19 protein-coding genes and 1 pseudogene are annotated in these 26,525 nt (G+C 72.0%); 11 read left to right on the top strand and 9 right to left on the bottom strand.

Annotated features, from left to right (window positions below; translation table 11 throughout):
* Positions 1 to 81 precede the first annotated feature (81 nt).
* The 4 genes from ACZ466_RS51495 (at position 82) to ACZ466_RS51480 (ending at position 3,696) form a co-directional block, all read left to right on the top strand.
* Positions 82 to 456, top strand: a complete 375-nt coding sequence (locus ACZ466_RS51495) for a DUF4440 domain-containing protein (RefSeq protein WP_378282801.1) — start codon at positions 82 to 84, stop codon at positions 454 to 456.
* Between the two features lie 115 nt (positions 457 to 571).
* Positions 572 to 2,014, top strand: a complete 1,443-nt coding sequence (locus ACZ466_RS51490) for a cytochrome P450 (protein ID WP_378282802.1) — start codon at positions 572 to 574, stop codon at positions 2,012 to 2,014.
* 34 nt (positions 2,015 to 2,048) lie between these two features.
* Positions 2,049 to 3,041: a TauD/TfdA family dioxygenase gene (locus tag ACZ466_RS51485; RefSeq protein WP_378282803.1), complete on the top strand. Its 993-nt coding sequence runs from the start codon at positions 2,049 to 2,051 to the stop codon at positions 3,039 to 3,041.
* Between the two features lie 55 nt (positions 3,042 to 3,096).
* Positions 3,097 to 3,696, top strand: coding sequence for a dTDP-4-dehydrorhamnose 3,5-epimerase family protein (locus tag ACZ466_RS51480; RefSeq protein ID WP_378282804.1), 600 nt, complete (start codon positions 3,097 to 3,099; stop codon positions 3,694 to 3,696).
* A 67-nt stretch (positions 3,697 to 3,763) separates the two neighbouring features.
* Here the strand turns inward: ACZ466_RS51480 and rfbD are convergent, their stop codons facing one another.
* The 9 genes and pseudogenes from rfbD to ACZ466_RS51435 all read right to left on the bottom strand — a co-directional run bounded on the left by rfbD (position 3,764) and on the right by ACZ466_RS51435 (position 15,673).
* A complete protein-coding gene (gene rfbD, locus ACZ466_RS51475; protein ID WP_378282805.1) occupies positions 3,764 to 4,609 on the bottom strand; it encodes a dTDP-4-dehydrorhamnose reductase in 846 nt (281 codons plus the stop codon).
* A 55-nt stretch (positions 4,610 to 4,664) separates the two neighbouring features.
* A pseudogene (locus ACZ466_RS51470) lies at positions 4,665 to 5,733 on the bottom strand (glucose-1-phosphate thymidylyltransferase).
* Positions 5,734 to 5,777: 44 nt separating this feature from the next.
* Complete coding sequence (locus ACZ466_RS51465) at positions 5,778 to 7,361, bottom strand: cation:proton antiporter (RefSeq protein ID WP_378282806.1); 1,584 nt, start codon at positions 7,359 to 7,361, stop codon at positions 5,778 to 5,780.
* 73 nt (positions 7,362 to 7,434) lie between these two features.
* Positions 7,435 to 8,352 carry an EamA family transporter gene (locus ACZ466_RS51460; RefSeq protein WP_464042251.1) on the bottom strand — a complete coding sequence of 306 codons (918 nt, stop codon included), beginning with the start codon at positions 8,350 to 8,352 and terminating at the stop codon, positions 7,435 to 7,437.
* A 1-nt stretch (position 8,353) separates the two neighbouring features.
* Positions 8,354 to 11,131 carry a glutamate synthase-related protein gene (locus tag ACZ466_RS51455; RefSeq protein ID WP_378282808.1) on the bottom strand — a complete coding sequence of 926 codons (2,778 nt, stop codon included), beginning with the start codon at positions 11,129 to 11,131 and terminating at the stop codon, positions 8,354 to 8,356.
* A complete protein-coding gene (locus ACZ466_RS51450; RefSeq protein ID WP_378282809.1) occupies positions 11,128 to 12,117 on the bottom strand; it encodes an asparagine synthetase A in 990 nt (329 codons plus the stop codon). Before ACZ466_RS51450 ends, ACZ466_RS51455 begins: the two co-directional genes overlap by 4 nt.
* Positions 12,114 to 13,439, bottom strand: a complete 1,326-nt coding sequence (locus tag ACZ466_RS51445; protein ID WP_378282810.1) for a methylaspartate mutase — start codon at positions 13,437 to 13,439, stop codon at positions 12,114 to 12,116. The genes ACZ466_RS51450 and ACZ466_RS51445 overlap by 4 nt, the downstream gene beginning before the upstream one ends.
* A complete protein-coding gene (locus tag ACZ466_RS51440; protein ID WP_464044065.1) occupies positions 13,414 to 13,929 on the bottom strand; it encodes a cobalamin B12-binding domain-containing protein in 516 nt (171 codons plus the stop codon). Before ACZ466_RS51440 ends, ACZ466_RS51445 begins: the two co-directional genes overlap by 26 nt.
* Positions 13,930 to 14,557: 628 nt before the next feature.
* On the bottom strand, positions 14,558 to 15,673 hold the full coding sequence (locus tag ACZ466_RS51435; RefSeq protein ID WP_378282812.1) for an aromatic ring-hydroxylating oxygenase subunit alpha: 1,116 nt from the start codon (positions 15,671 to 15,673) through the stop codon (positions 14,558 to 14,560).
* 178 nt (positions 15,674 to 15,851) lie between these two features.
* On the opposite strand from ACZ466_RS51435, the gene ACZ466_RS51430 reads away from it, so the two are divergent.
* From ACZ466_RS51430 to ACZ466_RS51400, 7 genes are all read left to right on the top strand, one after another.
* On the top strand, positions 15,852 to 17,471 hold the full coding sequence (locus ACZ466_RS51430) for a 4Fe-4S binding protein (RefSeq protein WP_378282813.1): 1,620 nt from the start codon (positions 15,852 to 15,854) through the stop codon (positions 17,469 to 17,471).
* A complete protein-coding gene (locus ACZ466_RS51425) occupies positions 17,468 to 19,642 on the top strand; it encodes a molybdopterin-containing oxidoreductase family protein (protein WP_378282814.1) in 2,175 nt (724 codons plus the stop codon). Before ACZ466_RS51430 ends, ACZ466_RS51425 begins: the two co-directional genes overlap by 4 nt.
* A gap of 277 nt (positions 19,643 to 19,919) precedes the next feature.
* Entirely contained in the window at positions 19,920 to 21,365 is a 1,446-nt protein-coding gene (locus tag ACZ466_RS51420) for an aldehyde dehydrogenase (RefSeq protein WP_378282815.1), read from the top strand.
* A gap of 96 nt (positions 21,366 to 21,461) precedes the next feature.
* Positions 21,462 to 22,988, top strand: a complete 1,527-nt coding sequence (locus ACZ466_RS51415; RefSeq protein ID WP_378282816.1) for a class I adenylate-forming enzyme family protein — start codon at positions 21,462 to 21,464, stop codon at positions 22,986 to 22,988.
* Positions 22,988 to 23,725, top strand: a complete 738-nt coding sequence (locus ACZ466_RS51410; RefSeq protein WP_378282817.1) for an SDR family oxidoreductase — start codon at positions 22,988 to 22,990, stop codon at positions 23,723 to 23,725. The genes ACZ466_RS51415 and ACZ466_RS51410 overlap by 1 nt, the downstream gene beginning before the upstream one ends.
* A 41-nt stretch (positions 23,726 to 23,766) precedes the next feature.
* On the top strand, positions 23,767 to 24,978 hold the full coding sequence (locus ACZ466_RS51405) for a CaiB/BaiF CoA transferase family protein (protein ID WP_378282818.1): 1,212 nt from the start codon (positions 23,767 to 23,769) through the stop codon (positions 24,976 to 24,978).
* A complete protein-coding gene (locus tag ACZ466_RS51400) occupies positions 24,975 to 26,507 on the top strand; it encodes a class I adenylate-forming enzyme family protein (RefSeq protein WP_378282819.1) in 1,533 nt (510 codons plus the stop codon). Before ACZ466_RS51405 ends, ACZ466_RS51400 begins: the two co-directional genes overlap by 4 nt.
* Positions 26,508 to 26,525: the final 18 nt, after the last annotated feature.

Genomic DNA, 26,525 nt, shown 5'->3' with positions numbered 1-26,525 from the left:
CGATACGGGACGAGAAGGCATTTCCCGTCGAACCGGTGATTCCGCCGCCCGCCATTGCGGACATCGAGCGAAGAGGGCCTGATGGATTTCGCGGAGACGCTGATTTCCCTGGAATACGAACTGTGGACCGCGATGACCGCGCCGACCCGCCGCGAGGCGTTCTTCGAGGAGCGCCTGATCGACGAGGGCGGCCTCACCGTCATGGCACCGCTGTGCATGATCGACCGGGAGACCGTCCTCAAGGAGGCGGCGGCGGCACCGCCGGTGCTCGAGTTCGAGCTCGACGACCCCCGCGTCATCCGCCAGACCGACGACAGCGCCCTGGTCGTCTACATGATGACCCACCGCCGCGAGGGCCATCCGAAGCTGGTCGGGGGCGTGACGAGCGCCTACCTCCGCCGCGACGGCAAGTGGTGGCTCGCCTACCACCAGGTCACCCCGTACGGCGAGGCGTGAGGCCCCGTCCGCCCGGCCCGGCCGGCCGAGCGGCCGGAACGATCGCGCCCGGTCCGGCGGTGTCTCGCCGGCGAGACACCGCTCCGCGGGCCGGGGCGGATACGGAGGTGGAGCCGTGACCGAGCAGACCGTCCGCCCGCGCAGGGCGCCCGGACCGCGGGGCCTGGAGACGCTGCGGGCCGCGGGGCTGATCCGCACCGATCCCCGCGCGGCCTTCGAGGGGCTCGCCGGCCGCTACGGGGACGTGGTACGGCTCGATCCGCCCGGAATGCCGCCGTACTTCCTGGTCAACGGCCCCGAGGCCGCCGCCCGCGTGCTGGTCTCCGAGCAGGGCCGGTACCGCAAGACGCCCAACGCGCGGCTGCTCGCGCGCGGCCTCGGGCAGGGACTGCTCGCCAACGACGACGCGTCCTGGGCGGGGCAGCGGCGCGCGGTCCAGCCCCTGTTCGCGCGGCGCCACATGGGTCGCTTCGCCGCCCACATGGCCGCGGCGCTGGCGAGCGCGACCGCGGAGTGGGACGGCCGGCCGGACGGCGAGCGGATCGACATGACCGAGGAGATGAACGTCCTGTCGCTGGGCGTGGCCGGCCGCGCGCTGTTCGGCACCGACCTGACCGGCGACGCCGAGGCGGTCCACGAGGCCATCGACGACGTGCTCCGGGCGATCGGCGACGCGATGCGGTCGGTGCTCGCGTGGTGGCTGCCCGCGCGGTTGCCGGGCGTGTCGCTCGACCGGGCCCTGCGGCTCCAGACGGTGCGCTGGCGCCGTCTCGACCGGGCGTCGGCGGCGCTGGACGCGATCGTCGGGGGCATGGTGGAGGAGCGGTCCACCGCCGCCGAACCCGATCCGGGCGACCTGCTCGGGCTCCTGCTGCACGGCCGGGACGCCGCCGGCGCACCGCTGATGAGCCGGGCCAGGGTCCGGGACGAGCTGAAGACGTTCCTGCTGGTCGGGCACGACACCACCGCCACCGCGCTGGCCTGGACCTGGTACCTGCTCGCGCTGCACCCGGAGGCGCGGTCGCGGCTGGAGGCCGAGGTCGACGGGTTCTTCCGCGCGCGGGAACGGTCCGGCCGGGAGCGGCCGGTCGAGGACGCGGCGGAACTGCCGTGGACGGCCGCGGTGGTCCAGGAGTCGATGCGCCTGTTCCCGCCGTCCTGGCTGATCGAGCGGCAGTGCGCGCGAGCCGATGTGATCGGCGGGTTCGCGGTGCCGGCCGGGGCCACGGTGGCGGTCTGCCCGCATCTCCTGCACCGCGACGCCCGCGTCTGGCCGGATCCAGGGACCTTCGACCCGGCGCGCTTCCTGCCCGGCCAGGACGCGGACAGGGACCGCACCGCCTACATCCCCTTCGGCGCCGGGCGGCGCCAGTGCATCGGGCTGGGTTTCGCACTCCTCCAGGCGACGCTGACGGTCGGGACGCTGTCCCGGCGGTTCGCCTTCGACCTGGTGCCCGGGACCGAGGTCGAGGCCGAGGCGACGCTCACGCTCCGCCCGCGAGGCGGCCTGCCGATGGTGCTGCGGCGGCGTCCGGACGGGGCCGCCGCCGGCCGATGAGGCTTTCGGATCGAGTGAAGGGGGACTCGCCCATATGCGGATCTGCACGCGGCGCATCACCGGCCCCAGCGCGTGGGTGGGGGCGGATTTCCAGCCGTCGGACTGGGTGGTCACGCTCGAGCCCGCCGAGCGCGACGAGCTCCTCCAGGCCCTCCGCGGCCTGCCCGCGGACCGGCCGCCGGCGCAGGTGACGGCCGCCGACTTCCCGCTGCCCCGCCTCGCGCCGAAACTGGCCGAGCTGGTGCGGGAGCTGGAGTTCGGCCGCGGTTTCGCCGTGCTGCGGGGCGTCCCGATCGACCTGCCGCCGGCCGAGCAGTACCTCCTGTACTGGGGGATCGTGGCGCACATGGGCACCGCCGTCACGCAGAACGCCCGCGGCGAGCTGATCTCCCACGTGACCGACTACGGCAAGGGCGACCTGAGCGACAACGCCGTCCGGATCTACGAGACCAGCGCGGTCGTGCCCTTCCACACCGACAGCTCCGACATCACCGGCCTGCTGTGCCTGCGCGACGCCAGGGAGGGCGGCGCCAGCGTGCTCGCCTCGTCCACGACGATCCACAACCGGCTGCTGGAGGAGCATCGCGAGCTGCTGGGCGTCTACTACGTCGGGTTCGTCTACGACCGCCGCACCGAGGAGGAGAGCGGCGAGGCCCCCTATTACCGCAATCCCGTCTACGGGTATTTCGGCGACGTGCTGAGCTGCCGCTACTACATCCGCCACTACATCGAATCCGCGGTGCGGAAGTCGCGCATCCCGCTGACCGATATGGAGCGGCTGGCGTTGGACCTTTTCGAGGAGATCGCGCACACCGAGCGCAACCAGGTGAGCATGGAACTGCGTCCTGGCGACCTCCAGTTCGTCAACAACAACGTCGTCGTGCACTCGCGGACGGCCTTTCGTGACTCGCCCGGCCACCGCCGCGACCTGCTGCGGATCTGGTTCAATACCCCGCACGCCCGGAAGATGCCGGAGGGTTTCGCCAGATTCCGTTTCGGCATGCCGCTCATCGCGGAGAACGAGTGAGCGCCGCCTGGTCGCCGATCTTCGCCCGCGGTCGGGAACATGACATTCTGTCGCTGTGGATCCACTCAGCATCGAAGGCGCGTTTCTGTTCACTCCGCGCGTGCATTCCGACCATCGCGGTTCGTTCCATGAGGTGTTCCGGGCGGGAGAATTCAGCGAGGCCACCGGTCACTCGCTGACGACGGCGCAGACGAACTTCTCCGTCTCCGCCCGCGGCGTCCTGCGCGGCGTGCACGTCGCCGAGGTTCCGCCCGGTCAGGCCAAGTACATCACCTGCGTCCACGGCGCGATCCTGGAGGTGGTGGTCGACCTGCGCACCGGTTCCCCCGGGTTCGGGCGCTGGGAGGCGGTCCGGCTGGACGACGAGAACCGCCGCTGCCTCTACCTCGCCGAGGGGCTGGGCCGCGCCTTCATGGCCCTCACCGACGACGCGAAGATGCTGTACATGTGCTCGGAGCCGTACGCGCCCGGGCGCGAGCACGCGGTCGATCCGCTGGATCCCGAACTCGGCATCCGGTGGCCCGAGGACATCGAGCCGATCCTGTCGGCCAAGGACGCGGCCGCGCCCTCGCTCGCCGCCGTGCAGGAGTCGGGAGTGCTGCCCGGTTACAAGGACTGCCTGGAGTACTACGCCAGGACCGGCAGCCCGGCCTGACGGGCCGGGCCGACCGACCGGCCCGGCCGGCCGCCCGGCCTGAACACGCCCCCGGCCCGCGTTCCGCTCAGCGCAGCGCGGGCCACGCCTTGTGGAGCATGTCGCGCCAGTGCGGCATCGGCTCCAGCCCGGCCTCCGCCCAGCGGTCGTGTCCCAGCACGCTGTAGGCGGGACGGGGCGCCGGACGCTGGAAGTTCGCGCTCGTCGTCGGGCGCACCCGGTCCGGGTCGAGCCCCAGCAGGGCGAAGACCTCGCGCGCCAGCCCGTACCAGGTCGTGCGCCCCGCGGCGGTGCCGTGGTAGACGCCCGCAGGGGCGTCCGACAGCGCCAGCGCGATGATCTGGTCGGCGAGAGCGCCCGTCCACGTCGGCTGGCCGTGCTGGTCGTCGACCACCTCCACGGTGTCGCGCTCGGCGGCCAGGCGGATCATCGTGCGGACGAAGCTGGGGCCGTGCGCCCCGTACAGCCACGCGGTGCGCACCACGTGCCCCTGCCCGGTGCCCAGCACGGCCATCTCGCCGGCGAGCTTGGTACGGCCGTAGGCGTTCACCGGCGCGGTGGCCGCGTCCTCGGGGTAGGGGGAGTCGCAGCGGCCGTCGAGGACGTAGTCGGTGGAGATCTGCACCAGCCTGGCGCCGCTGTCCGCGCATGCCGCCGCCAGGACGCCCACGGCGGTGCCGTTGACGGCCAGCGCGGCGTCCTCGTGGGCCTCGGCGTCGTCCACGGCCGTCCACGCCGCGCAGTTGACCACCACCGCGGGCCGGACCCGCCGCAGCGCCTCGTGCACGCCGTCCGGCTCGCACAGGTCGAGGTCGGCGCGGGCCATGGGGGCGACCTCGTGGCCGCGCGCCCGCAGCCGGTCCACCAGGTCCGTGCCGAGCATCCCGGCCGCTCCCGTCACCATCCACGTCATGTGCACCCTCCAGGTCGTTCGGGCCGTCGCCGCGCCGGCCGGTTCCGCCGCGCGGTCATCTGCTGATCTGCACCCTGCTGTGGTCGCCCAGGACGAGCCGGTGCGCGTTGGGCACCCGCGGCGCCGGGACCACCCGGGCCTCCCTGCCGATGAGCGACGACTCGATGCGGCCGACGCCGTCGATGCGGGCGCCGCGCAGCACGATCGAGTACTCGATCTCGCTCCCGATGACGGCGCAGTCGCGGTCGATGGAGGTGAACGGCCCCACGTAGGAGTCGCGGACCAGCGAGCCCGGACCGAGCACGACCGGGCCGACGACGCGCGAGCCGAGGACGCGGGCGCCCGGCCCCACCTCGACCCGGCCGATCAGCTCGCTGGCCTCGTCCACCTCGCCGTCCACCGACGGCTCCAGGCCCTCCAGGACGAGCCGGTTGACCTCGAGCATGTCGGCGACGTTGCCGGTGTCCTTCCAGTACCCGGAGACCAGCGTGGACTCCACCCGGTGGCCGCGGTCGATCAGCCACTGGACGGCGTCGGTGATCTCCAGCTCGTTCCGCCGGGACGGGCGGAGCGCGGCCACCGCCTCGTGCACCGCGGGGCCGAAGAGGTACACCCCCACCAGGGCCAGGTCGCTCCTCGGCCGCTCGGGCTTCTCCTCCAGCCTCACCACGCGGCCGTCGGCGTCCAGCTCCGCCACGCCGAACGGGCGCGGATCGGCAACCTTGGTCAGCAGGATCTGCGCGTGGGGGCCGCTCCCGCCGGAACCGGTCCACGAGGTCGTCGATGCCGCCCACGATGAAGTTGTCGCCCAGGTACATGACGAAGTCGTCGTCGCCGAGGTACTCGCGGGCGATGAGGACGGCGTGCGCGAGCCCGCGCGGCGCGTCCTGGCGCAGGTAGGTCACCTCCAGGCCGAACCTGGACCCGTCGCCGACCGCGTCCCTGATCTCTGGTTCCGTGGCGCCGACGACGATGCCGACCTCGCGGATGCCGGCGTTCCGGATGGCCTCCAGCCCGTAGAACAGCACGGGCTTGTTGGCCACCGGCACCAGCTGCTTGGCGAAGCTGTGGGTGATCGGCCTCATCCGGGAGCCGGAGCCGCCGGCCAGGACGAGGGCCTTGATCCGGCGTCCCGCCGCGGGGCGCGCGGGTCCGTCGACCGTGGACATCACCGGCCTCCTTCACTGGGTTCTCGTGCGGTCGCGGTCGTCGTCAGGGTCTTCGGGACGGTCGTGTCCGGGGGAGCGGGCCCGGCCCGGCCGGCGACGCCGGCCCGCGTCAGCCGTCCGGCCTGCGGCGCGGTCATCGCCGTGGTCACCAGCGTCATGATCACGAGGATGCCGAAGAGGCCGGGGGAGATGATCCCGGCGTCCACCCCGATCTTGAGCAGGATCAGCTCCGTCACTCCGCGGCAGTTGAGCAGCAGCCCCAGGGCCAGCGCCGTGGTCCAGGGCCAGCGGTCCGCGCGGGCGGCGAGGGCCGCGCCGCCCAGCTTGGTGGTGATCGCGACGGTGACGAAGGCCAGGCACCACAGCCAGTGCCCGGTGCCGCCGCCCGCGCCGGTCAGGTCGGTGCGCATGCCGATCTCCAGGAAGAACAGCGGCAGCAGGGCCGTCGCGGAGAACCGGCCGAGCCGCTCGGCGGCCCGCACGGCGCCGGGGGAGCGGCGGGGCAGGACCGCCCCGAAGACGAACGCGCCGAACGCGGCGTGCACCCCGATGGCCTCGGTGGTGGCGGCGGCGATCACTCCGCCCGCCATGACCACCGTCAGCGCCACCGCCGACCCGTCCTCGCCGACCGGCCCCGGCCGTTCCAGGACGCCGCGCAGCGCCGCCCGCACGGCCGTCACCATGACGGCGACGAACAGCGCCGCGAGCAGGACGACCGTGGCGCCCGACCCCCCGCCGGTGGCCGCCAGCCCCAGGCAGATCGCCGCCAGCGACCACACGACCAGGTCGGTCGCGGCGGCGGTCCCGAGCGCGAACGAGCCGATGGGCGTGCCGCTCAGTCCGGTGTCGGCGAGGATGCGGGCCAGGACCGGCAGGGCGGTGACGCTCAGCACCGCGCCGAGGAAGATCGCGTAGACGGGGAAGGCGATGCCCCGCCCCGCGTAGACGGCGTAGGTCGGCACGGCGATCAGCAGTCCCGCGGCGAGCGGGAACCCCAGCGCCGCGTAGCCGACGGTCATCAGCGACCGGCGCGCCGTCCGCAGCAGCCCGAGATCGAGTTCGGCCCCGGCCGCCACCATGAACAGCACCAGGCCCAGCTGGGCGAGCCCTCCCATCTTCTGCAGGGATTCCGCGGGGAAGATCCACTCCATGGCGTCCGGCGCCACGGCCCCGAGCAGCGAGGGGCCGAGCAGGAGGCAGACCGCGATCTCGCCGAGCACGGCGGGAGCGCGGAACCGCTGCGCGACCATTCCGCCCAGCCGCGCCGCCCCGAGCACCACCGCGATCGCCAGGAGCAGGTGGAAGCCCTCGCCACCGGGCACGCCGGCCCCCGTGAGGGCGTCCGGGCCGTCCCGTCCGGCCGGTGCCAGCCACCACGCCACGCCCGCGGCCACGACGACCAGCACGGACGTCCCGGCGAAGACGAGGGCGGGGGAACGCCTGCCCTTCGAGGCGGCGCGCGGCGATTCCAGCGTCATGGCGACGTTCTCCTGGATGAGGCGGGTCCGGATGCGGCTCGGCCCGCGGAAGGGGGCACGATCGTGCGGTGTCCGGGTGAGGGACGGCGCCGTGCCGTCCCTCACCAGAGATACGGGATGGCAGAGGCGCGGCGCCACAGCGGCGACGCCGGCGGCGGGCCCCGGCCGGTCGTCCGGCTCATGGCGCTCGCGCCTCCTCCTGGTGCCGGACGGGCGGCGGGACCGCCCGGGCCCGCCGGGGCGGCCGGACGACCAGGGCGAGCCCGAGCAGGATCACCGCGGCCCCGCCCAGCTCGGCGGCGCCGGGCCGCTCGCCGAGCCAGACCCACGCCGCGCTCATGCCCACGACCGGCACCGCCAGCGAGAAGGGCGCGATGAGGCCCGCCGGATAGTGCCGGAGCAGCGTGTTCCACGTGCCGAACCCCACCAGGGTGGCCAGGGCGACCAGGTACGCCAGCGCCAGCGTCGCGCCCGGCTCGAACGAGGTCAGCGCACCGGCGACCGCGTCATGCCCCTCCACCAGGTACGACAGGGCGGCCAGCGGCAGCGGCGGGATGACGCTGGACCACACCAGGAGCCCGAGCCCGGCGGGGGCCCCGGAGGCGCGCGTGCACACGTTGGCGGCCGCCCAGCACACGGCCGAGGCCACCACCAGCAGGAACGGGCCGAGGGGCACCGAGTCGCCGCCGCCGGCCGCGATCAGCACGAGGCCGGCGGTGGCGACGGCCGTACCGGCGACGTGCCGGCGGCCGAGGCGCTCGCCCACCAGCACGGCGGCCATCAGCAGGGTGAACATCGCCTGGGACTGCAGCACCAGCGAGGAGAGCCCCGCGGGCATGCCCAGATTGATCCCCAGGAACAGCAGCCCGAAGTTGCCGACCCCGAGGAGGAAGCCCACGGCGACGATCCACCGCCACGCGACCGGCGGGCGCCGGACGAACAGGATCGCGGGCACCGCCGTCAGGGCGAACCGCAGCGCGGCCAGCAGCAGCGGCGGGAACTCGCGCAGCGCGACGTCGATGATGACGAAGTTGACGCCCCAGATGACCACCACGACGGCGGCCAGGCCCGCGTGGCGCGGCTGTACGCCGTCCACCTCATCTCCCGGACACGCGCTCGGCCACCTCCGGTCCGTCCGGCCGGTGCCGCGTCGTGATGACCGCCTGGTGCGGGTCGCCGTCGAGGATCACCGCCGGCAGTCCGCCGCCACCGCCATCGCCGGCACCGGCACCGGCACCGGGCCGGGTCAGCTCCCGGTCGTGCAACGTGCGCAACTGTTCCAGCGACAGGCCGCTGACGCGCTCCAGATCCCGGACGAGATCCTCCGTGTCCGGGCCCGGCCGCCGTTTCCCGCCGAGCAGCTCGCGGACGAGGCCCGCCCCGGCCGCCAGCTGCGGCTGCTCCTGGGCGAGGTACCGGTCGAGCCCGGCGGCACGTTCGGCGAAGGGCGAGTACACCATGCAGACGAGCTGCTCCTCGGTGAGGCCGAAGACCGCGCGCGCGTACTCCCCGGCCTGGGCCCGCTGCTTCTCCGCGGCCCCGGGGCCGCGGTACCGCTCCTCCACCATCTTGAGCAGGACCTCGGGGATGTCCTTGCTCCGCATCAGCCCGAGCGCGAACTCGACGTACTCCTCGAGCCCGGACGCGTAGTCCCGCTGGTAGAGCCGCTCGGCCTTCAGCGCGCGCAGGTGCGCCATCAGCGCCGGGTTGCGGCAGTCGGACTCGGTGAAGTTGAACGCCGACTCCTCGAACTCGAACCCCAGGAAGCTCGTGAGCAGGTCCCAGTGGTCGCCCGCGGCGTAGGCCGTCTCGTCGTAGATGGAGAAGAAGGTCAGGTGCTCGGGCACTCCCTCGCCGACCGGCTCCTCGATGTGCCGGGGGCCGTGGACGTCCTCGAAGTAGTGCTGGGCGAGCGCGTCGATGGTGGTGAGGACGCCGGGGAAACCGCGTCCGCGCCGGTGCCGCACGTCCGGGACCAGCCGGCGCCCGAGCCTGTTGATCCACACCGCGTAGGAGCGCTGCTCCTGGGGCGAGTCACCGGTGATGATGACGTCGACGCCGTCCCCGTACGAGGCCGACAGCCCCATGGCCTTGGCCACGCTGATGTTGCAGGCGTTGCAGAAGGTGGGGCGGCCGTCGCCGAAGGTCCGGTGCCCGCTCATGAGGATGTCCTCGCGGTTGCGTTGCACGAGATCGGGCGGCAGCGGCCGGTCCACCGAGTACGGGGCCACCTCCGTGCCGTCGACGAGCAGCGGCTCGCAGTCGGGATCGTCCAGCAGGCCGAGCGCCCGGTAGGAGCGCTCGATGTTGTGCATGACGGCCGGTGAGACCCCCGCGTGCCGCATCGTGACGATCCGCAGCGGGAACGTCTCGCCGTACAGGGCGTGCAGCGCCAGCTGCATCGTCCGGACGTAGGCGAGCGTGTAGGCGCTGTCCTTGCCGCCCCCGTACGCGACCAGCACCCGGCTGCGGCCCAGGGGCCTGCGCTCGACCAGGTGGGCCCGCAGGCGCAGCGCGCTGCGCATGGCGCCCTCCAACTCGCCCTCCGGCATGGCCTGCCGGAGCCGCTTCCAGACGGCATCGCGGCGGTCCGCCCCGGAGAGGGCGGTCTCCTGCGCAGCGTTGACGGGCGTGCGCGTGGGCGGATGCGTGGCGGCGTGGGGCGTCCACAGGTCTTCCCGGCCCAGTCGGCCGGGCGCGTACTTGCCGACGGCACTGGTGAGCAGGCGCAGCTCGTAGCCGATGCTCTCGGCCAGCCGCCGCAGCCCGTCCTCGCCGTCCTCGTCGGCCGCGATCAGCGCGGCCCTGCCCAGCCCCACGGCGTCGGCGCCCTCGGCCAAGCGCGTGGCCGCCCCGACGCCGTTCCAGATCCGTCCCGACACCAGAAGGCATCCACCCGAGGGATCGATGCGGCTCAGGCATTCCGTGAGAGGCAGCCCGACCGCGTCGAGGAAGGCGACGGGGGCCCAGCCCGTGCCGCCTTCCGCCCCGTCGACGGTCACGGCGTCGGCACCGGCCTCCCAGGCCGTGGCGGCGGCCTCCGCGATGTCCCGGGTGGGCGGCAGCTTCACCCAGACGCGGCACCGCGGGTAGTTGTTGCGCATCAGCCGGATCTGGTGCCGGAGGATCTCCGAGGTGAAGGTCCCGGGGCTGCTGCCGCGCAGCACCGGCCCCCGCTCCCAGAGCCCGTCGATGGAGTAGCGCTCCATGAGGGCGCCCGCGGCGGCCTCGTCCAGCAGCGTCATCCCCCCGAGCCCCGGCTTGGCGCCCTGCCCCACCTTGAGCTCGAACCCGAGCCTGCCGCTCTCGAGCAGCTCCCGCGTCGCGGGGTGGCTGTAGAGCAGGTTCCAGACCTCGGCGTCGGCGTCCTCCGTGCTCTGCTGGACGACGACGCCGCCCAGCTCGGGCGGCAGGCCTTCGGCGTAGGCGGCGATACGTCTCACCACCGGCTCCACGGGGCCCGCCCCCTCGTGGCCGCGTGCCCGCACGGGGATGACGTTCTCGCCGATGACCATGGGAACGCCGAGACGGCCCGCCTGCCGGGCCACGGCCAGGCCGTGGTCGCTCTCGGCGACGTCCGTGGACCCGAACGCCGAGACGTAGAGCGGCAGAGCCGCCGCGAAGCCCCCGACCGACGCGGTCAGGTCGACGTCCGCGGGCAGGGGCTCCCGGCCCAGGTCGTACAGCTTCTCCAGGCGTTCCGGCACGAAGACCGGCGGGACGATCCTGACGGAGGTCTCCGGGTCGCCGGAGGATCCGGCGCCGAAGACGGTCCGTCCGTAGTCGCCGGGCCCGGGGAAGACCGCCGCGGCCCCCTCGCGGGCCCGGCGCCGGACCAGGCCCTCCGGGAATCCGGGCGCGCTGAGCCGCTTCACGGCGCCATCACCCCGGGGACCTTCGGGTACGCGCTGGCCTGCCAGACGGCGTCCAGCCCGCACGCGTACCGGGTGAACCGCTGCACGCCGAGCCCGAACCCCGCGCTGGGAGGTATCCCCTGCCGGAGGACGTCCAGGTACCAGCCGTACTTGGCCGGGTTCTCGCCCGTCTCGCGGATCCTCGTGAGCACCCTGCGGTACTCGTGCTCGCGCTCCCCTCCGCTGCACAGCTCCCCGAAGCCGCCGGGCGCGAGCAGGTCGAAGTTGCGCAGCATCCCCGGCCTGTCGGGATCCTCGCGGTCGTAGAAGCCGCGGGACCCCTTGGGGTAGTCGGTGACGAACGCCGGCCCGGCCAGGTCGCGCGACAGGAGCTCCTCGCCCTGCCAGTCGATTTCGGTGTGCGGATCCTGCGGGTGGCCGAGATCCTGGAGGCGCTTGACCGCCTCGTCGTGGGTCATGCGCTCGAACGGCCTCCCCGGAGCGGGCCGGCCGTCGGCGGCGGACCCCGTCTCGTTCTCCCACCACGGGCCGAACCGCTCGAACATGGCGCAGACCAGACCTTGCGCGACCCGCATGGCCTCGTCCCGGCCGGCCTCGCCGACCTCGACGTCGATCTGGTGGAACTCGGCGAGATGCCGGTGCGTCGCGGCCGTTTCCAGCGGCTCCATCCGGACGTTCGGGGCCACGGTGAAGACGCGGTCGAAGGTGAGGAGCGCGGCCTGCTTGTAGAGGATGCCGCTCGTCATCAGCTTGTAGCGGTGTCCGTAGTAGTCGATGTCCACCTGCTTGGCGCCGCGTCCCCCCGGATCGGTCACCGGCCCGATCAGCGGGGGCAGGATCTCGACGAAACCCTCCCCGTGCAGGTAGTCGCGGGCGGCCTGGAGCAGCCGGTCCTGCGCCTGGAGCGCCCGGCGGGTCCGGGGGGAGAGCAGATGGTCGCGAGGCGTGTCGGTGAGCGGCTCGGGCGGTGCCTGGGGAGAGGTCATGAAGAACCACCAAGGGTAGGAGAGCCTGATGTCGGGCCGCCCGCCGCCGGGGAGGCGGCCGGGGCGTCGTACTTCCGCTCCATCTGCGACAGAGCGTCGAGCAACTCGTCGGAACCGGGGGCGCCCGCGCCGGACCGTTCCGCCGGCGGGACACGGATCGGCATGGCGCCGGTGTCGGCCCACCTCAGCCGGCCGCCGCTGATCCTGCTGGTCGTGCCCCCGCGGTTGTCCGGATGCAGGCAGTAGGGCACGTCCAGGTACCCGTTGGCGAAGGCGCGCCGCAGCGCCGTGCCCATGTCGGCGTGCAGCTCCAGCACCGCCTCGACCAGTGCGAGGGCCTCGCGGTAGGTCTCGGTGTCGCCGGTCACCGGCGGGAACGCCGGCGACCGGGCGGCGGCATCGTGCGCCACCACCAGCGCCTCCACGTTCTCCTCGATCGTGGGGATGCGGTGCGCCTCCGCGACCGTCTTGACGATCAGCCGGTCCGCGGCGCTGCCGGCGGCCAGTTCCGCCGCGTCGCGCAGAAGCCGCAGCGCACCGGTGCGAGTCCGCGGATAGACCCCCATGTAGGCGTAGACGACGATATGCCAGCGGGCGGTCGGAAGCAGGCGGGCGGCCAGCCTGTCCAGCGCGGCGACGGCCTCCCGGTCCTGTTCGGGATCGATCTGCTGGGCGTAGCTGAGCGACACGTCACGCAGCCCGCGCTGCACGAAGAACAGCGCCTCCAGGACGGACAGGGCGACCAGCAGACCCGGCGGGCACAGCTGCCCGAGCATGCACCCGCCGAAGGTCTCCACGTGCGGGTGGCGGCCGGAGTCCTGGAGGCCCGCCAGCGTCTCGCAGGCCCGCGCCCACCGATCGACCGAGTCGCGCAGCGGGGTGCGGCCGTAGGGCAGGCAGTACGACACCGGCCCGCCCTCGGTCGCGTCCAGCCCGGCCGCCAGCATCGCCGCGATGATGGGCTCGGGGTCGGAGCTCCCGTGGCGCACCTGTACCGGGAAGTCCTGGTCCGCCAGGCCGTGGACCAGTTCCCGCGTCACGTCCCGCGCATGGGCCGTGATCGGGTAGCCGTTGAGCCTGCTGCCGTTCCGCAGGGCCCGCCGGGCCGCCTCGTGGTCTCCGATCCGCGTGTAGCTGTCGACCGTGATCGTCCCCACCGTGGTCGCGGGGGCGTCCCGCACGGCCGTCAGGCCGCGCCGCATCGTCGCGGGATCCTCGAAGCCCATGCGCGGCTGCACCACTAGCCGTCCCGCCGCGCGGGCCGCCTCGACGCGGGAGCCGAACCCGCTCCGGCGCTCAGGCTCCGACGAGCCGCGGGCCATCTGCGTCCGCCTTGGTCTGGAGCTCGCCGAGGTAGCCGAGGAACCCGTGGACCGAGCCGTCCGGGAACACCCGGTCGAACCCGGCGGCGAGCAGCCGGGGCGCCAGCGTCCCGTTCTCCGCGCCGAGCGTGCCGAGCTTCCCCCCGATCACGGCCGGCGTGCGCGCCAGCTCCGGGACGCGCCGGATCCTCCGGATGACGCGCATGCCGTCGATGGCGCCGTGGCCGTTCACGCTGCTGAGCACGATCAGGTCGGGATGCGTGGACGCGCATTCGTCGACGAGGAGGCCGTCCGGAGGGCAGGGCCCCACATTCGTCACCGAACAGCCCGCCTCCTGCAGCAGCTTATCCAGATACACGAGATTCCAGGTGTGGGAGTCCGAGGCGACTCCGCTGAGCAGGACGTGAAATGACGTGCGTGCCAGTGCCCGTCCGTGCGAATCGTCCGCGTGGACGGCGAGGTCATTCTCAATCCCGGTGCTTGGGGCCACCGTGGACACTCCTTATGTTGAGACCAGTCAAGGCGCATGGCCGGACACAAGTTACTTGAGTCGTGACAGGTCCCCAAGGGAGCAGCCCTGGCCGGAGGCCGCGCGTGCGACGCACGTCGCGCGGGCGTTACGGCGGCGGATGCGGCGCGACCTCGCCCTATTTTCGGTCCCCCGCGTAACCGATGTTTGGGATTGCTTGCAGGGGAGGGGGCGTCCGATGAAAGAGAACATGGCGCACCGGCGACGCGCAAACAGACTGCAGGCGATGAAATCCCCGCGTAACATGAATCCGGGCGGAACGGGCACGGCCCGGATCTGGAACGTTCCCGTCCGGTGCTGGCCGAGCCCGCCCCACGGTGGAGCGCCGCCGGGAGCACGGCGGCCTGGAAGGTCCTGCGCGAGCCACGCTGCCGCCCTTTCGCGCCGGCTGGATCGCCACAACCATCCACACTTTTCAATTCCGCGAAACCGCGGCATGCCGAAAAGGTTCACTGCGTTAATGAATTAATCGCCCGTGGGCTGAAGGGCGCATCGAATCACACGCGCAAGTCTGCCGTTCTCTTGCGAAACAACGGCTTTCTCGGCATCGGCAGAATCACGCGTTCGGCCTAGCCCGCAAGCCCGGGACTCAGTCGCGGACTTCGGCCATCTCGAGCGCGAGCCGGCGGTGGAGGTGCTGGCAGGACTGCTCGTTACGACCGTAGAGGTAGGTGCCCTGCGGCCAGGCTTCGGAATTCTTCTGGATCGTCACCTCCATCGGCCAGTCCTCCTCGGAGGCGGCCTGCTCCAGGATCTGCCAGCTCTTGTTGAGCCGGGCCTCCATGCGCTCATCGAGGATCTCGGGCCGCACCAGGAAGCGGATCTCGGTGGTCGAACGGCCAGGGTCGACCGGGTCGGGCCAGACGCTCCAGAACTCGACGTGGTCCGGGGCGGCGATCACGGACGCGTTGGGGTAGAGGAAGAGGTTGCTGCCGATCAGCTTCCACGCGGCCTCGGGCTCCTCGCCGGCTCGGGCGAGGTCACCGAGCTTGGTGCGCGGGCTGAACGACTGACCGTGGGGGCCGTAGCCGCGCCAGACGCTGGTGTTGGTCTCGATCAACTTGCCGACGCCGCCGGGGTGGAGGAACTTGGGGTGGAGGACGTCGATCGCGCCGTCCAGGACGAGCTTCCAGTTGATGTCGAGCGTGAAGGACTTGTGCAGGAAGATCTCGGAGTCGGCGACCCCCAGGTCCTCGAGCTGGGCGGTGACGTCCGGCCCCATCCAGTCGTCGATCGGCTGTCCGGGGTCGCCGGCGAGGTTCACGAAGAGGAAGCCCTGCCACTCCCTGGTCCAGACCACGTTGAGGCCGTGCGTCTCGCGGTCGACCCGCGTGTAGAACTCGTCGTACGGCACGCCACGGAGCTCTCCGCTCTCACAGGCATAGCTCCAGCCGTGGTAGCCGCAGGTGAAGAAGCGCTTCGTCCCCGACTCGGCGTTCTCGACGCGACCGCCGCGGTGCCTGCAGATGTTGACATATGACGCCACGCCGCCGTCGGCCTTCCGCACCACGATGAGCGGGACGCCCAGCACCTCGCGGGTGATGAAGTCGCCCTTCTTCGGGATCTCGGAGCCGCGCCCGACGATCAGCGGCCTCCGCGTCAGGACCTGACGTTCCCGTGCGGCGTGCTCAGGGCTCACGAAGTGGGAGACGGGGACGCGGAGCTCGTCGCCCATGTCCGTCGTGCCCTCACGCAGGTGCTGCATGAGGTGTCTCACCACTGATTCGTTGATGGCTGTCATGGTGGAGCTCCCGGTCGGTCCTCGGTGGGCATCGGCTTGAAGGGTACCGCGTCAAATCTAACGAGCGTAGATTAAAGCTTCAATGCGACTTGCTCGATTAACCGAATAACGTTAGGTTTGGGGCGGATCGTGAGGAGTGCCCTTGACCCACGTCATCACCCAGGCCTGCTGCAACGACGCCGCCTGCGTGCCGGTCTGCCCGGCCGACTGCATCCATCCGGCTGAGAGCGAGCCGGGCTTCGCCTCCGCGGAGATGCTCTGGATCGATCCTGAGGAGTGCATCGACTGCGGTGCCTGCGCCGACGTGTGCCCGGTGGACGCGATCTACCCGGAGAACCGGCTTCCCGACGATCTGCAGCCGTTCGTGGAGATCAACAGCATGCTGGCCCATCTCCGGCGCGGGTCCCTGACACGGGGTGGTGCCCAGAACGCGCCCACAGGACGGCGCGCCGGGCCGAGCGGCCGGGTCGAGGTGACGAGTGGGCCGTTGCGGGTCGCGATCGTCGGCACCGGGCCGTCGGCCGTCTTCGCGGCCGAGGAGCTTCTGGCGACCGCGGGCCCCGGCGTCCGGGTGTCGATCTTCGACCGCCTGCCGGTGGCCGGTGGGCTGATCCGGTTCGGAGTCTCACCCGACCATGTCCACACCAAGCGCGCCCTGCGCCGGTTCCCGCAGGTCGCCCAGGATCCCAGGGTCTCGCTCTTCCTCAACGTCGAGATCGGCGGTCACATCCAGGTGGCCGAGCTCCTCGAGCACCACCACGCCGTGATCGTCGCGGTCGGCGCGGCGGGCGACCGGAAGCTCGGCGTCGCCGGCGAAGACCTGCCCGGAAGCCACGCGGCCCGGGAGTTCGTGGCCTGGTACAACGGCCATCCCGACCATGCCGACGCCGTCTGGGACCTGTCCGGCGAACGCGTCGTGGTCATCGGCAACGGCAATGTCGCCCTCGACGTCGCCCGCGTCCTCACCGCCCACCCTGATGAGCTGGCCGCGACCGACATCGCCGAGCACGCGCTCCGGGCCCTTCGCGAGAGCAACGTCCGCGAGGTGGTGGTCGTGGGGCGCCGCGGCCCCGAGTCCGCGGCGTTCACCTTCCCAGAGCTGGTCGGCCTGAGCCGGCTCACGAGCACGGCGGTGCGCGCCTCCGGCGTCGAGCCGGCCGACGCGGTCGCCACACCGCGGGATCCCGCTGGGTTCCCCTCAGCGCTCAAGACCGGCCTGGTCGCCGACCTGGCCCGGCGCCGGCCTGACGATCGCCGCACGATCGAACTGCGCTTCCTCCGCAGCCCCGACGCGATCCTCGGCAGTGGATCGGTGACGGGCGTCCGGCTCGGCCTCAACCGGACGACCGCGGACGGCATCGAGCCCACCGGCGAGACGGAGGTCCTGAGCTGCGGCCTCGTACTCCGATCCATCGGGTATGAGGTGGTTCCGATGCCCGGCCTGCCCTTCGACGAGCACCGTCGGACGATCCCGCATGCGGCCGGGCGGGTGACCGATCCCGGGACCGGTGAGCCCCTCGCCGGTCTTTACGCCACCGGTTGGGTGAAGCGCGGCCCGAGCGGCGTGATCGGCACCAACCGCCCCGACGCCCGCGAGACGGTGGCCGGCCTGCTCGATGATTTCAGGTCCGGTCACCTGGCACGGCCCGCGAAGGAGGAAGGCGAACTCGCCGCGCTGGTCAGCGAGCGCCGGCCGCGTGCGGTCGACCTGAAAGGCTGGCTGGAGATGGAGCGGATCGCCTGCGGCGGTGGACGGCCGTGACCCTCGTGAAGTCCTACTGCCGCTTCTGTGCCGCCTCCTGCGGAACGCTGGTCGAGGTCGTGGACGGCCGGATCGGAGCGGTCTTCGGCAACAAGGACCACCCGCTCTCCAAGGGCTTCACCTGCCCCAAGGGCCGCCGGGCCGGCGCGCTCCTGCAGGGCCCCCACCGGCTCACCAGCTCGCTGCGGCGGAGCGGGAACGGCGAGTTCGAGCCGGTCGACGGCCTGGCGGCGTCCCGGGAGATCGGTGAGCGGCTGCGGCGGATCCGCGCCGAGCACGGGCCCGACTCGATCGCGCTCTTCATGGGCACCCAGCAGGCGTTCACCGCGCTGACGCCCTTCGTGGTGAAGTCCTGGCTGCGTGCGACCGGGTCGCACAAGCTCTTCTCCACGATGACGATCGATCAGTCGGCCAAGTGGCTGGTGCCGCTGCGCATGGGCGAGTACCTCGGCGGCCCCCAGCCGATGACCGACGCCGATGTCTGGATGCTCTCGGGCAACAACGTGGTCCTCACCGCGTCGGGAGGCGACGGCGACGGCCCGCTCGTCACCGACCCCGCGACCCAGATCAAGCGTGCGCGCCGGCGCGGCATGCGGCTGATCGTCATCGACCCTCGCCGCACCGAGACCGCCGAGCTGGCCGACCTGTTCCTGCAGCCGCGTCCGGGCACGGACGCGCTGCTCCACGCGGGCCTGCTCCGAATCCTTCTCACCGAGGGCCTGTACGACGCCGCGTTCTGCGACGAGTACGTCGACGGGCTGGAGGAGCTGCGGAGGGCGGTCGATCCGGCCACCCCTGAACGCGTCGCACGCGAGTGCGACGTACCGGTCGAGGACCTGTTCCTCGCGGCCCGCATGTTCGGCGGCGACAAGCGCGGGCGGTTCACCACCGGCACCGGTGCGAACTTCGGTCCGCACTCCAACGTCGCCGAGCATCTCGCCGACACCGTCAACATCATCTGCGGCAGGGTGCTCCGGGAGGGAGAGCCCGCCTGGGGCGGATCGGTGCTGATGCCCGAGCGTCCGGCGGTGGCGGCGGTGGCGCCGCCGCGAAGGACCTGGGAGTCGGGCTTCACCAGCCGGGTCGGTGGATGCGGCCGGCTGAACGGTGAGTTGCCGTCGGCGATCCTGCCGGACGAGATCCTGATGCCGGGGCCCGACCGGGTCCGCGCGTTGGTCGTCTCCGCCGGCAACCCGATGGTCGCCTTCCCCGACGAGGCCAAGATACGCCGCGCGCTGGAGCACCTCGAGCTGCTGGTGGTGATCGATCCCTTCCTCACCGAGACGGCCAGGCTCGCCGACTACGTGATCGCACCGGCGATGTCCTACGAGCGCGCGGACCACACCGTCCTCATGGAGTTCTTCTTCCCGCGGCCCTTCGCGGGCCACACCCCCGCCATCGTGGCTCCCCCCGCGGGCGTCATCGAGGACTGGGAGTTCTTCTACGAGACCGCTGTGGTGATGGGGCTCGAGATGAAGGTCGCCGGTCGGCCGCTCGACCTGCGGCACAAGCCGACGTCGGAGCAGATGCTGGAACTGGTGGCGTCGAGAGGGCGCGTCGATGTGGCTTCCCTGCGTGGACGACCCGACGGCGTGCTCGTCCCCGGAACCGGTGCCGTGGTCGGGCCTCGGGGCGACGACACCACCCGGCTCCAGCTCGTGCCGCCTGACGTCCTCGCGGAGATCAGGGCCGCGCTGGACGACGTCGTGGAGATCCCGGCCGGCGGCTTCCAGCTGATCTCACGCCGGCTCAAGGAGGTCATGAACTCTCTGGGCCGGGGGATCCCGGGCCTGGCTCTCCACGACTACAATCCGGCGTTCCTCAGGCCGGAGGATCTGGCACGGCTCGGTGTGCGGCCCGGTGGCGGCGTGGTCATCACCTCTGCCTTCGGGTCGGTCCGGGCGGTCGCCCAGCCCGACGAGACCCTGCGGCCCGGAACCGTGGCGTTGCCCCACGGGTGGAGCGGCGAGGTGTTCCCCGGCGCGCGGGGTGAGGGCGCCAACGTCAACGCCCTCACCTCCGGTGACGAGGACCTGCAGACGATCAACCGGATGCCGCGGTACACGGCGATCCCGGTGACCGTCGTCGCGCTGGGGACTCGCGCGGGGCCCGCCGCCGGAAGCGCCCGGCGATCCGCAGATCCGCGGCGAGCGGTCGACGACCCCGAGTGACCGAGGTGATTCGCACCCCGGTACGGACCGGAGCACCCTGGCGCCGTTCCGGGCGGGCTCTTGCTCATTTTATCTACTGTCATTAGGATATGGGGGTCGGTGATTCGCCGCCAGACCTGCTCGGACATGGGCAAGGAAGGGGTCGCTGGATCGGCGACACCGTCCACGAAACACCTGACGACCTGATCGGGCCGCGTTCCTTCTGGGTTCCGCGCGAGGCCGGGCCCTGAGCTCGCGGCGCCATGGCTTCGATCTGTCAGCAACCGAGGACTGGGACATGGATCGCAAGGAATTCTTCATCGATGGCGCCTGGACCGCCTCGCTCGACGGCGGCGCGCACCAGGTGGTGGAGGCCGCCACGGGACGGCCCCTGGCCGAGGCCGCGATGGCGGGCGCGGCCGACATCGACGCGGCGGTCGGCGCCGCCCGTCGTGCGCTGGCCGGACCCTGGGGTGAGCTCGGCAACCCCGGGCGCGCCGACCTGCTCGACAGGTTCGCCGATGAGCTCCAGGCGAGAGGCCGGGAGACGGCTGAGACGGTGACCCGTGAGAACGGTATGCCGATCAAGATGTCGAAGTCGGTCAACGGCTACGGCCCGGCGTTCATGGTGCGCTACTACGCCAAGCTGATCCGCGGCCTCGGCCTCGAGGAGAGCCGGCCCAGCGCCGCGGGCGGACGGACCATCGTGCGGCGCGAGCCCGTGGGTGTGGTCGCCGCCATCACGCCGTGGAACTACCCGCAGCCGCTTGCCGCGATGAAGCTGGCGCCTGCCCTGGCGGCCGGGTGCACGGTCGTGCTCAAGCCGTCCCCGGAGACGGCGCTCGATGCCTACGCGTTCGCCGATGCGGCCGTGGCGGCGGGTCTGCCCGCCGGTGTCGTCAACGTGGTGCCGGGCGGGCGTGAGGCGGGCGCCCACCTGGTCCGGCACCCGGGTGTGGACAAGGTGGCGTTCACCGGCTCGACGGGTGCCGGACGCGCCATCGGCGAGATCAGCGGGCGCCTGCTCCGCCCGGTCACGCTGGAACTCGGCGGCAAGTCCGTCTCGCTGGTGGCCGACGACGCCGACCTCGACCTCTTCACCGCACGGCTGCTCGACGTCTCCCTCCCGAACAACGGTCAGACGTGCCACGCCGGCACCCGGATCCTGGCGCCCCGCACGCGGTACGGCGAGGTGGTGGACGCGATCACCGAGACGGTGCGCGGCTACCGGGTCGGGAATCCGCTCGACCGGGGCACCCAGATCGGGCCGATGGTCAGCCGGGCGCAGCGGCGGCGGGTGCTCGACTACATCGGGATCGGCAAGGCGAGCGACGCGCGCCTCACGGTCGGTGGCGGTGTCCCCGCCGGCCTCGCGGAGGGCTGGTTCGTGGAGCCGACCGTGTTCGCGGACGTGGACAACGGCGATGTGATCGCCCGGGAGGAGATCTTCGGTCCGGTGCTCGCGGTCGTTCCGTACGGCACGATCGACGAGGCGATCGCGATCGCCAACGACTCGGACTACGGCCTGGGCGGCAGCGTCTGGACCGCCGATGAGGAGCGGGGCATCGAGATCGGTCGAAGGATCCAGACCGGATCCTTCGGGGTGAACCACTACGAGTTGGACCTCGACGCGCCCTTCGGCGGCGTGAAGGGCAGCGGCCTGGGGCGCGAGCTCGGACCCGAGGGCCTCGGGCCGTACCTGGTGCACAAGTCCATCTACCTCGCCGCTTCCGCGGCCTCCTGAACCTCTCCGGCCCGCCGGCCTCGCAGAGGAAACCCGGGTCTTGTCCGAATAACCTAGAGGTATTAGTTTAACGGGACGCGAAGTGGAGGAGGAAACATGAGCGGCACCGTCGTCGACGCCCTGTCCTGGTGGGCGCGCAGCACCCCCGACTTCGTCGCCATCGACTTCGACGGTGATCGGGTGACCTATGCCCAGCTCGACACGTGGGCCGATGGTGTCGCCGCCGGCCTGGCGGCCGACGGCGTCCAGGCCGGGGACCGCGTCTCGATCGCCGGGGTCAATTCCCTTGAGTGGTGCGTCGCCGCGCTCGCCGGCTTCAAGGTCGGTGCGATCGTGGCCCCGTTCAACAACCGGATGGTGGCGCGTGAGCTCGCCGACTTGATCGAGGACTGCGAGCCGGCGGTCGTCTTCGCCGACGAGGGCGCGATCGAGGAGCGCGTTCGGGAGGTCCAGGACGCCGGCGCGAAGTTCCGGCTCAAGACCCTTCAGGGCGATGTCCGGCCGCTGCGCGGCGGCGCGCACGCGGCGATCCCGAACCGCGCCGTGGACCCGCGGGATCCGACCGCCATCGTCTACACCAGCGGGACCACCGGCAAGCCCAAGGGCGTCATCTTCACCCACGCCACCATCGCCGGTGAGATGCACGAGTGGCACCTGATCGAGCCGATCCGGCCGCAGGGGCTGCGGACCCTCCTGGTCCTTCCCCTGTTCACGGCCGCCGGCATCATCTGGGGCATCTCCCGGGTCACGTTGCACGGAGGAACCCTCTTCCTCCAGCCGCGCTTCGTGCCCGACCGTGCGCTCGAGGTGATGGCCGCCCACAAGGTCACCACCCTCACCGGCCCGCCGATCCTCTTCGAGCAGATCTCCCGCGTCGACGGCTTCGACGAGGCCGACCTCTCGTCGCTCACCACGGCGCACTGCGGCGGCGCCCGAGTGCCGGCCGACCTGCTCAAGGCCTGGTTGAAGAAGGGCGTCGCGCTGCGGCAGATCTACGGCCAGACCGAGATCGGCGGCTCGGCGACGGTCACGCCGCGTGCCGAGGCTCACCTGCATCCGGAGAAGTGCGGCTTCGGCGGCATCTTCACCAAGATCCGCGTGGTCGATTCCGCGGGCAACGACCTCCCGCCGAACGAGCAGGGGGAGATCCTCCTGCGGGGGCCGGGCATGATGCCGGGCTACTGGCGCAACGAGGAGGCGACCCGCTCCGCCATCGTCGCCGGCTGGCTGCACACCGGAGACATCGGAAAGCTGGACGAGCGGGGCTACCTCACCTACGTCGACCGCGCCAAGGACATGATCATCTCCGGCGGCCTCAACATCGCCCCCCTGGAGATCGAGCAGGTCATCCAGGCCCTTCCGGGCGTCAGGGAGGTCGCGGTCATCAGCGTCCCCGACGCCAAGTTCGGCGAGACGCCGGCCGCCCTGATCGGCGCGGAGGCGCCGCTCGACGCCGCCGACGTCATCGCGTGGTGCGACGAGCGGCTCGCGGACTACAAGGTCCCGCGCTACGTCGTCTTCGTCGACGGCGACCTGCCCCGGATGGCCAGCGGCAAGATCGCCAAGCGCGCCCTGCGCCAGGAGTACGCCGCCATCCCCCAGACGACCGCGAAGGTGCGCTGATGCCGATCGACAAGGTCGCCCTGGTCACCGGGGGCGGGCGGGGCATCGGTGGGGCGGTCTCCCGGCGCCTGGCCGAGGAGGGGTTCGCCGTCGCGGTGAACTACTCGCGCAGCGCCGACGGCGCACAGGCCGTGGTCAAGGAGATCGAGGCCCGCGGAGGGCGCGCGGTCGCCGTGCGCGCCGACATCAGTGTCGCCGAGGAGGCGGCCGGCCTGGTCGCCGCCACGACCGAGCTGCTGGGCGCGCCGACCGTGCTGGTCAACAACGCCGGAATCAATGAGAACGCCTCGGCGCGCTCCCTCGGGCCCAGGGCGTGGGACCGCGTGCTGGGCGTGAACCTGCACGGCGCCTACTACTGCACCCACGCGGCCCTCCCCGGCATGTACGCCGCCGGCTGGGGACGGGTGATCTTCTTCGGCAGCCCCAGCGGCGGCCGATCCATCGCCCCGACCATGACGGCGTACGCCGCGGCCAAGGCCGGGATCGTGGCGATGACCAAGGTGCTCGCCAAGGAGGTCGCCCGCCGGGGCATCACCGCGAACACGATCGTCCCGGGTTTCGTCGACACCGACATGGTCCGGGACGCCGGCGGCGGAAGCAGCGACATCATGCACGAGACCTGGCCGGAGATCCCCGCGGCCGCCATCGCCGACGCCGTGGCCTTCCTGGTGAGCGATCAGGCGGCCTACGTGTCCGGCGAAGAGCTCGGCGTCTGGCTCGGCGGCCCGGTCCGCTGAGGTCCGCCCCCGACTTCTCACTCCGAACTGGAAGGGCACCCATGCCGGGCTACTCGTTGCTCAACGGGATTCGCGTCCTGGAGGTCGCACAACTCGCGCCGTCTTCCGTCGGCGGGCATCTGGCCGATCTGGGCGCCGACGTGATCAAGGTCGAGTCGGGTCCCGGAGACGGAGTGCGCACAGGCGGCGCGGCCGCGGTGGGCACTCCCGGCGGGCCGGCCTTCATGCACCTGCGCTGGAACCGCGGCAAGCGAAGCGTCGCCCTGGACCTGCGCGGCGAGGAGGGCAAGCGGTCCTTCCTCGCCCTCGCCGAGCAGTCCGACGTGGTCATCGAGGGCACCCGCTCGGGATACCTGGCCCGGCTCGGCCTGGGACCCGACGTGCTCGCCGAGCTGAAGCCCTCGCTGGTCTTCTGCGGCATCTCCGGCCTCGGCTCCGACGGGCCCTACAGCCGGCTGGGCTCGGGCGGCCCCGTGTTCGACGGGTACGCCGGACTCCGCAAGGTGGACCTGCCCGAAGAGCCGCCCAAGGAGGGCGTGGCCGGGTCGACCCACCCGAGCATCGCCATGTACGCGCTCGGCGCGTACGGCGCCATGGGCGTGCTCGCGGCCATCCTCGACGCGCGGCGCACCGGCGCCGGCAAGCGGATCGAGGTGTCCGGGGTCGATGTCGCGGCCGGCTGGATCCCCGACGAGATCGACGCCGCCCTGAACCGGGACCGGACCGTGCTGCGCGACGGATGGCTGCCCGACGGGCGCCTGCCCGACTGGCCCCGCCTGGAGGCCTACCGGACGAGCGACGGAGGAGCCATGATCTTCGGCGCGCACGTCGAGAAGTTCTGGCGGAGCTTCTGCGCCGGCGTGGGACGCGAGGACCTGCTCGGCCACGACCTCGCCACCGTGGACGGGGGATCGGCCGATCGCGCCGAGCACGTCTGGCGGGAACTGAAGAAGATCTTCGCCGGGCGGACCCGCGCCGAGTGGATCCGCTTCTTCCTCGACCACGACATCGCCGGTGGACCCGTCAACACGGTCGACGAACTCGTCCGTGATCCGCACTTCACCTCCCGTGCGAACACCTACCGGCTCGTCACCGACCACGGGGAGCTGGAACTGGCCGCCTCCGCGGTGCGGGTGGCGGGGGAGACCTTCTCGCCGGAGCAGGCCCCCGCGCTCGGTGCCGATACCGAGGCGGTCCTGGCGGAACTCGCCCCCTCGATCCTTCCCGACCCTTCGCCCCAGGACGGCTCATGAACATCAACCAACTCGTCCGGTACTGGGGCCGCACCCGCCCTGACCGCGACGCGATCATCTTCAACGACACCGCCATGACCTGGGGTGAGCTCGACGCGGTCTCGGACGCGTTGGCGCGCGGCCTGGCCGGCAGGGACGTACGGCGGGGCGACCGCGTCGGCATCCTGATGACCAACAAGCCCGAGGTCGCCGCCCTGATGCTGGCGACCGTGAAGCTGGGCGCGATCTGCGTCCCGCTCAACTTCCGGCTCCGGGGCAACGAGCTCGCGCCGCTGCTCGAGGACGCCGCCCCGAAGGTCGTCATCGCCGACGGCGACCTGGCCGGCCTCCTCGAAGAGGCCCGGCGGACCGTCGAGTTCGAGATCTTCGCGCTGGGCGGCAGTGACGTGCCGCCGTACTCGGACCTGCTGGTCGAGGACGGTCCCGTGCCGCTCGCCGACATCGGGGACACCGATCCGGCGTTCATCTGCTACACCTCCGGCACCACCGGTGTCCAGAAGGGCGCCCTGCTCACGCACGCCGGCATCCTCTCGGTCGGTCAGGCCGCGGCGGTCGCGCACGGCCTGACCGGCAGGGACCGGGTCCTCGCCATCGCGCCGCTGGTCTACACCGGGTCGGGGATCTCGGTCTTCATGCAGTTCGTGGTCTACCCGGGCTCGACCATGGTGCTGCTCCAGGACTTCGACGCCGAACGCGCTCTCGACATCCTCGAGGACCACCGGATCACGGCCACCACGATGGTGCCGGTCATCTGGGAGCGGATGGCGATGCTGCCGAAGTTCGGCAAGGCCAGGCTGGCGGACTTCACCTTCGCGGGCGCCGGCGGCGCACCGGTCCGGTTGGATCTGCTCGAGGCGTTCCGCTCGCGTGGGATCCCGCTGACGCAGGTCTACGGCCTGACCGAGGCGTCCGGTCTGGCGTCCTCGATGCGCTACGAGGACGCGGTCAGCCGCCCGGGCTTCTCCGGTCTGCCGCTGGTCGGGACCGACATCCGCATCGCCGCGGCCGAGGGCGGCTTCGCGGCCCCCGGCGAGGTGGGCGAGATCCTGATCAAGGGCCCGCACGTGATGAAGGGCTACTGGCGGCGGCCCGGGGCCACCGCGGAGACCGTCGTCGACGGCTGGCTGCGCACCGGCGATGTCGGACTCCAGGACGAGGACGGCTTCCTCAAGCTGGTCGACCGGAGCAAGGACATGCTGATCTCGGGGGGACTCAACGTCTACCCGGCCGAGATCGAGCGGGCGCTCGCCGGCGTGGACGGGGTGCTCGAACTCGCCGTGATCGGCGTGCCCGACGAGTCATGGGGCGAGGTTCCGCTGGTCGTGTTCGGTTGCGACGGCGACCCGACGGAGGTGGCGTCCCGGCTGGCGACGGTGTCCCAGACGCGGCTGGCGGGCTTCAAACAGCCCCGCTACGCGGTCGTGAACGATGGGCCGTTGCCGCGCACGTTCTCGGGCAAGCTGGCGAAAGTGGTGCTGCGAGAGCGGTTCGCCGCCGTCCCCGAGCACGCCATCACGCTCAAGCGATGACGGACGAGCGGTACGCGA

The organism is Actinomadura rugatobispora (assembly GCF_055379765.1).
Note: the sequence above shows the minus strand (reverse complement) of the source record. Positions and strands in the feature narration are given on the sequence as shown.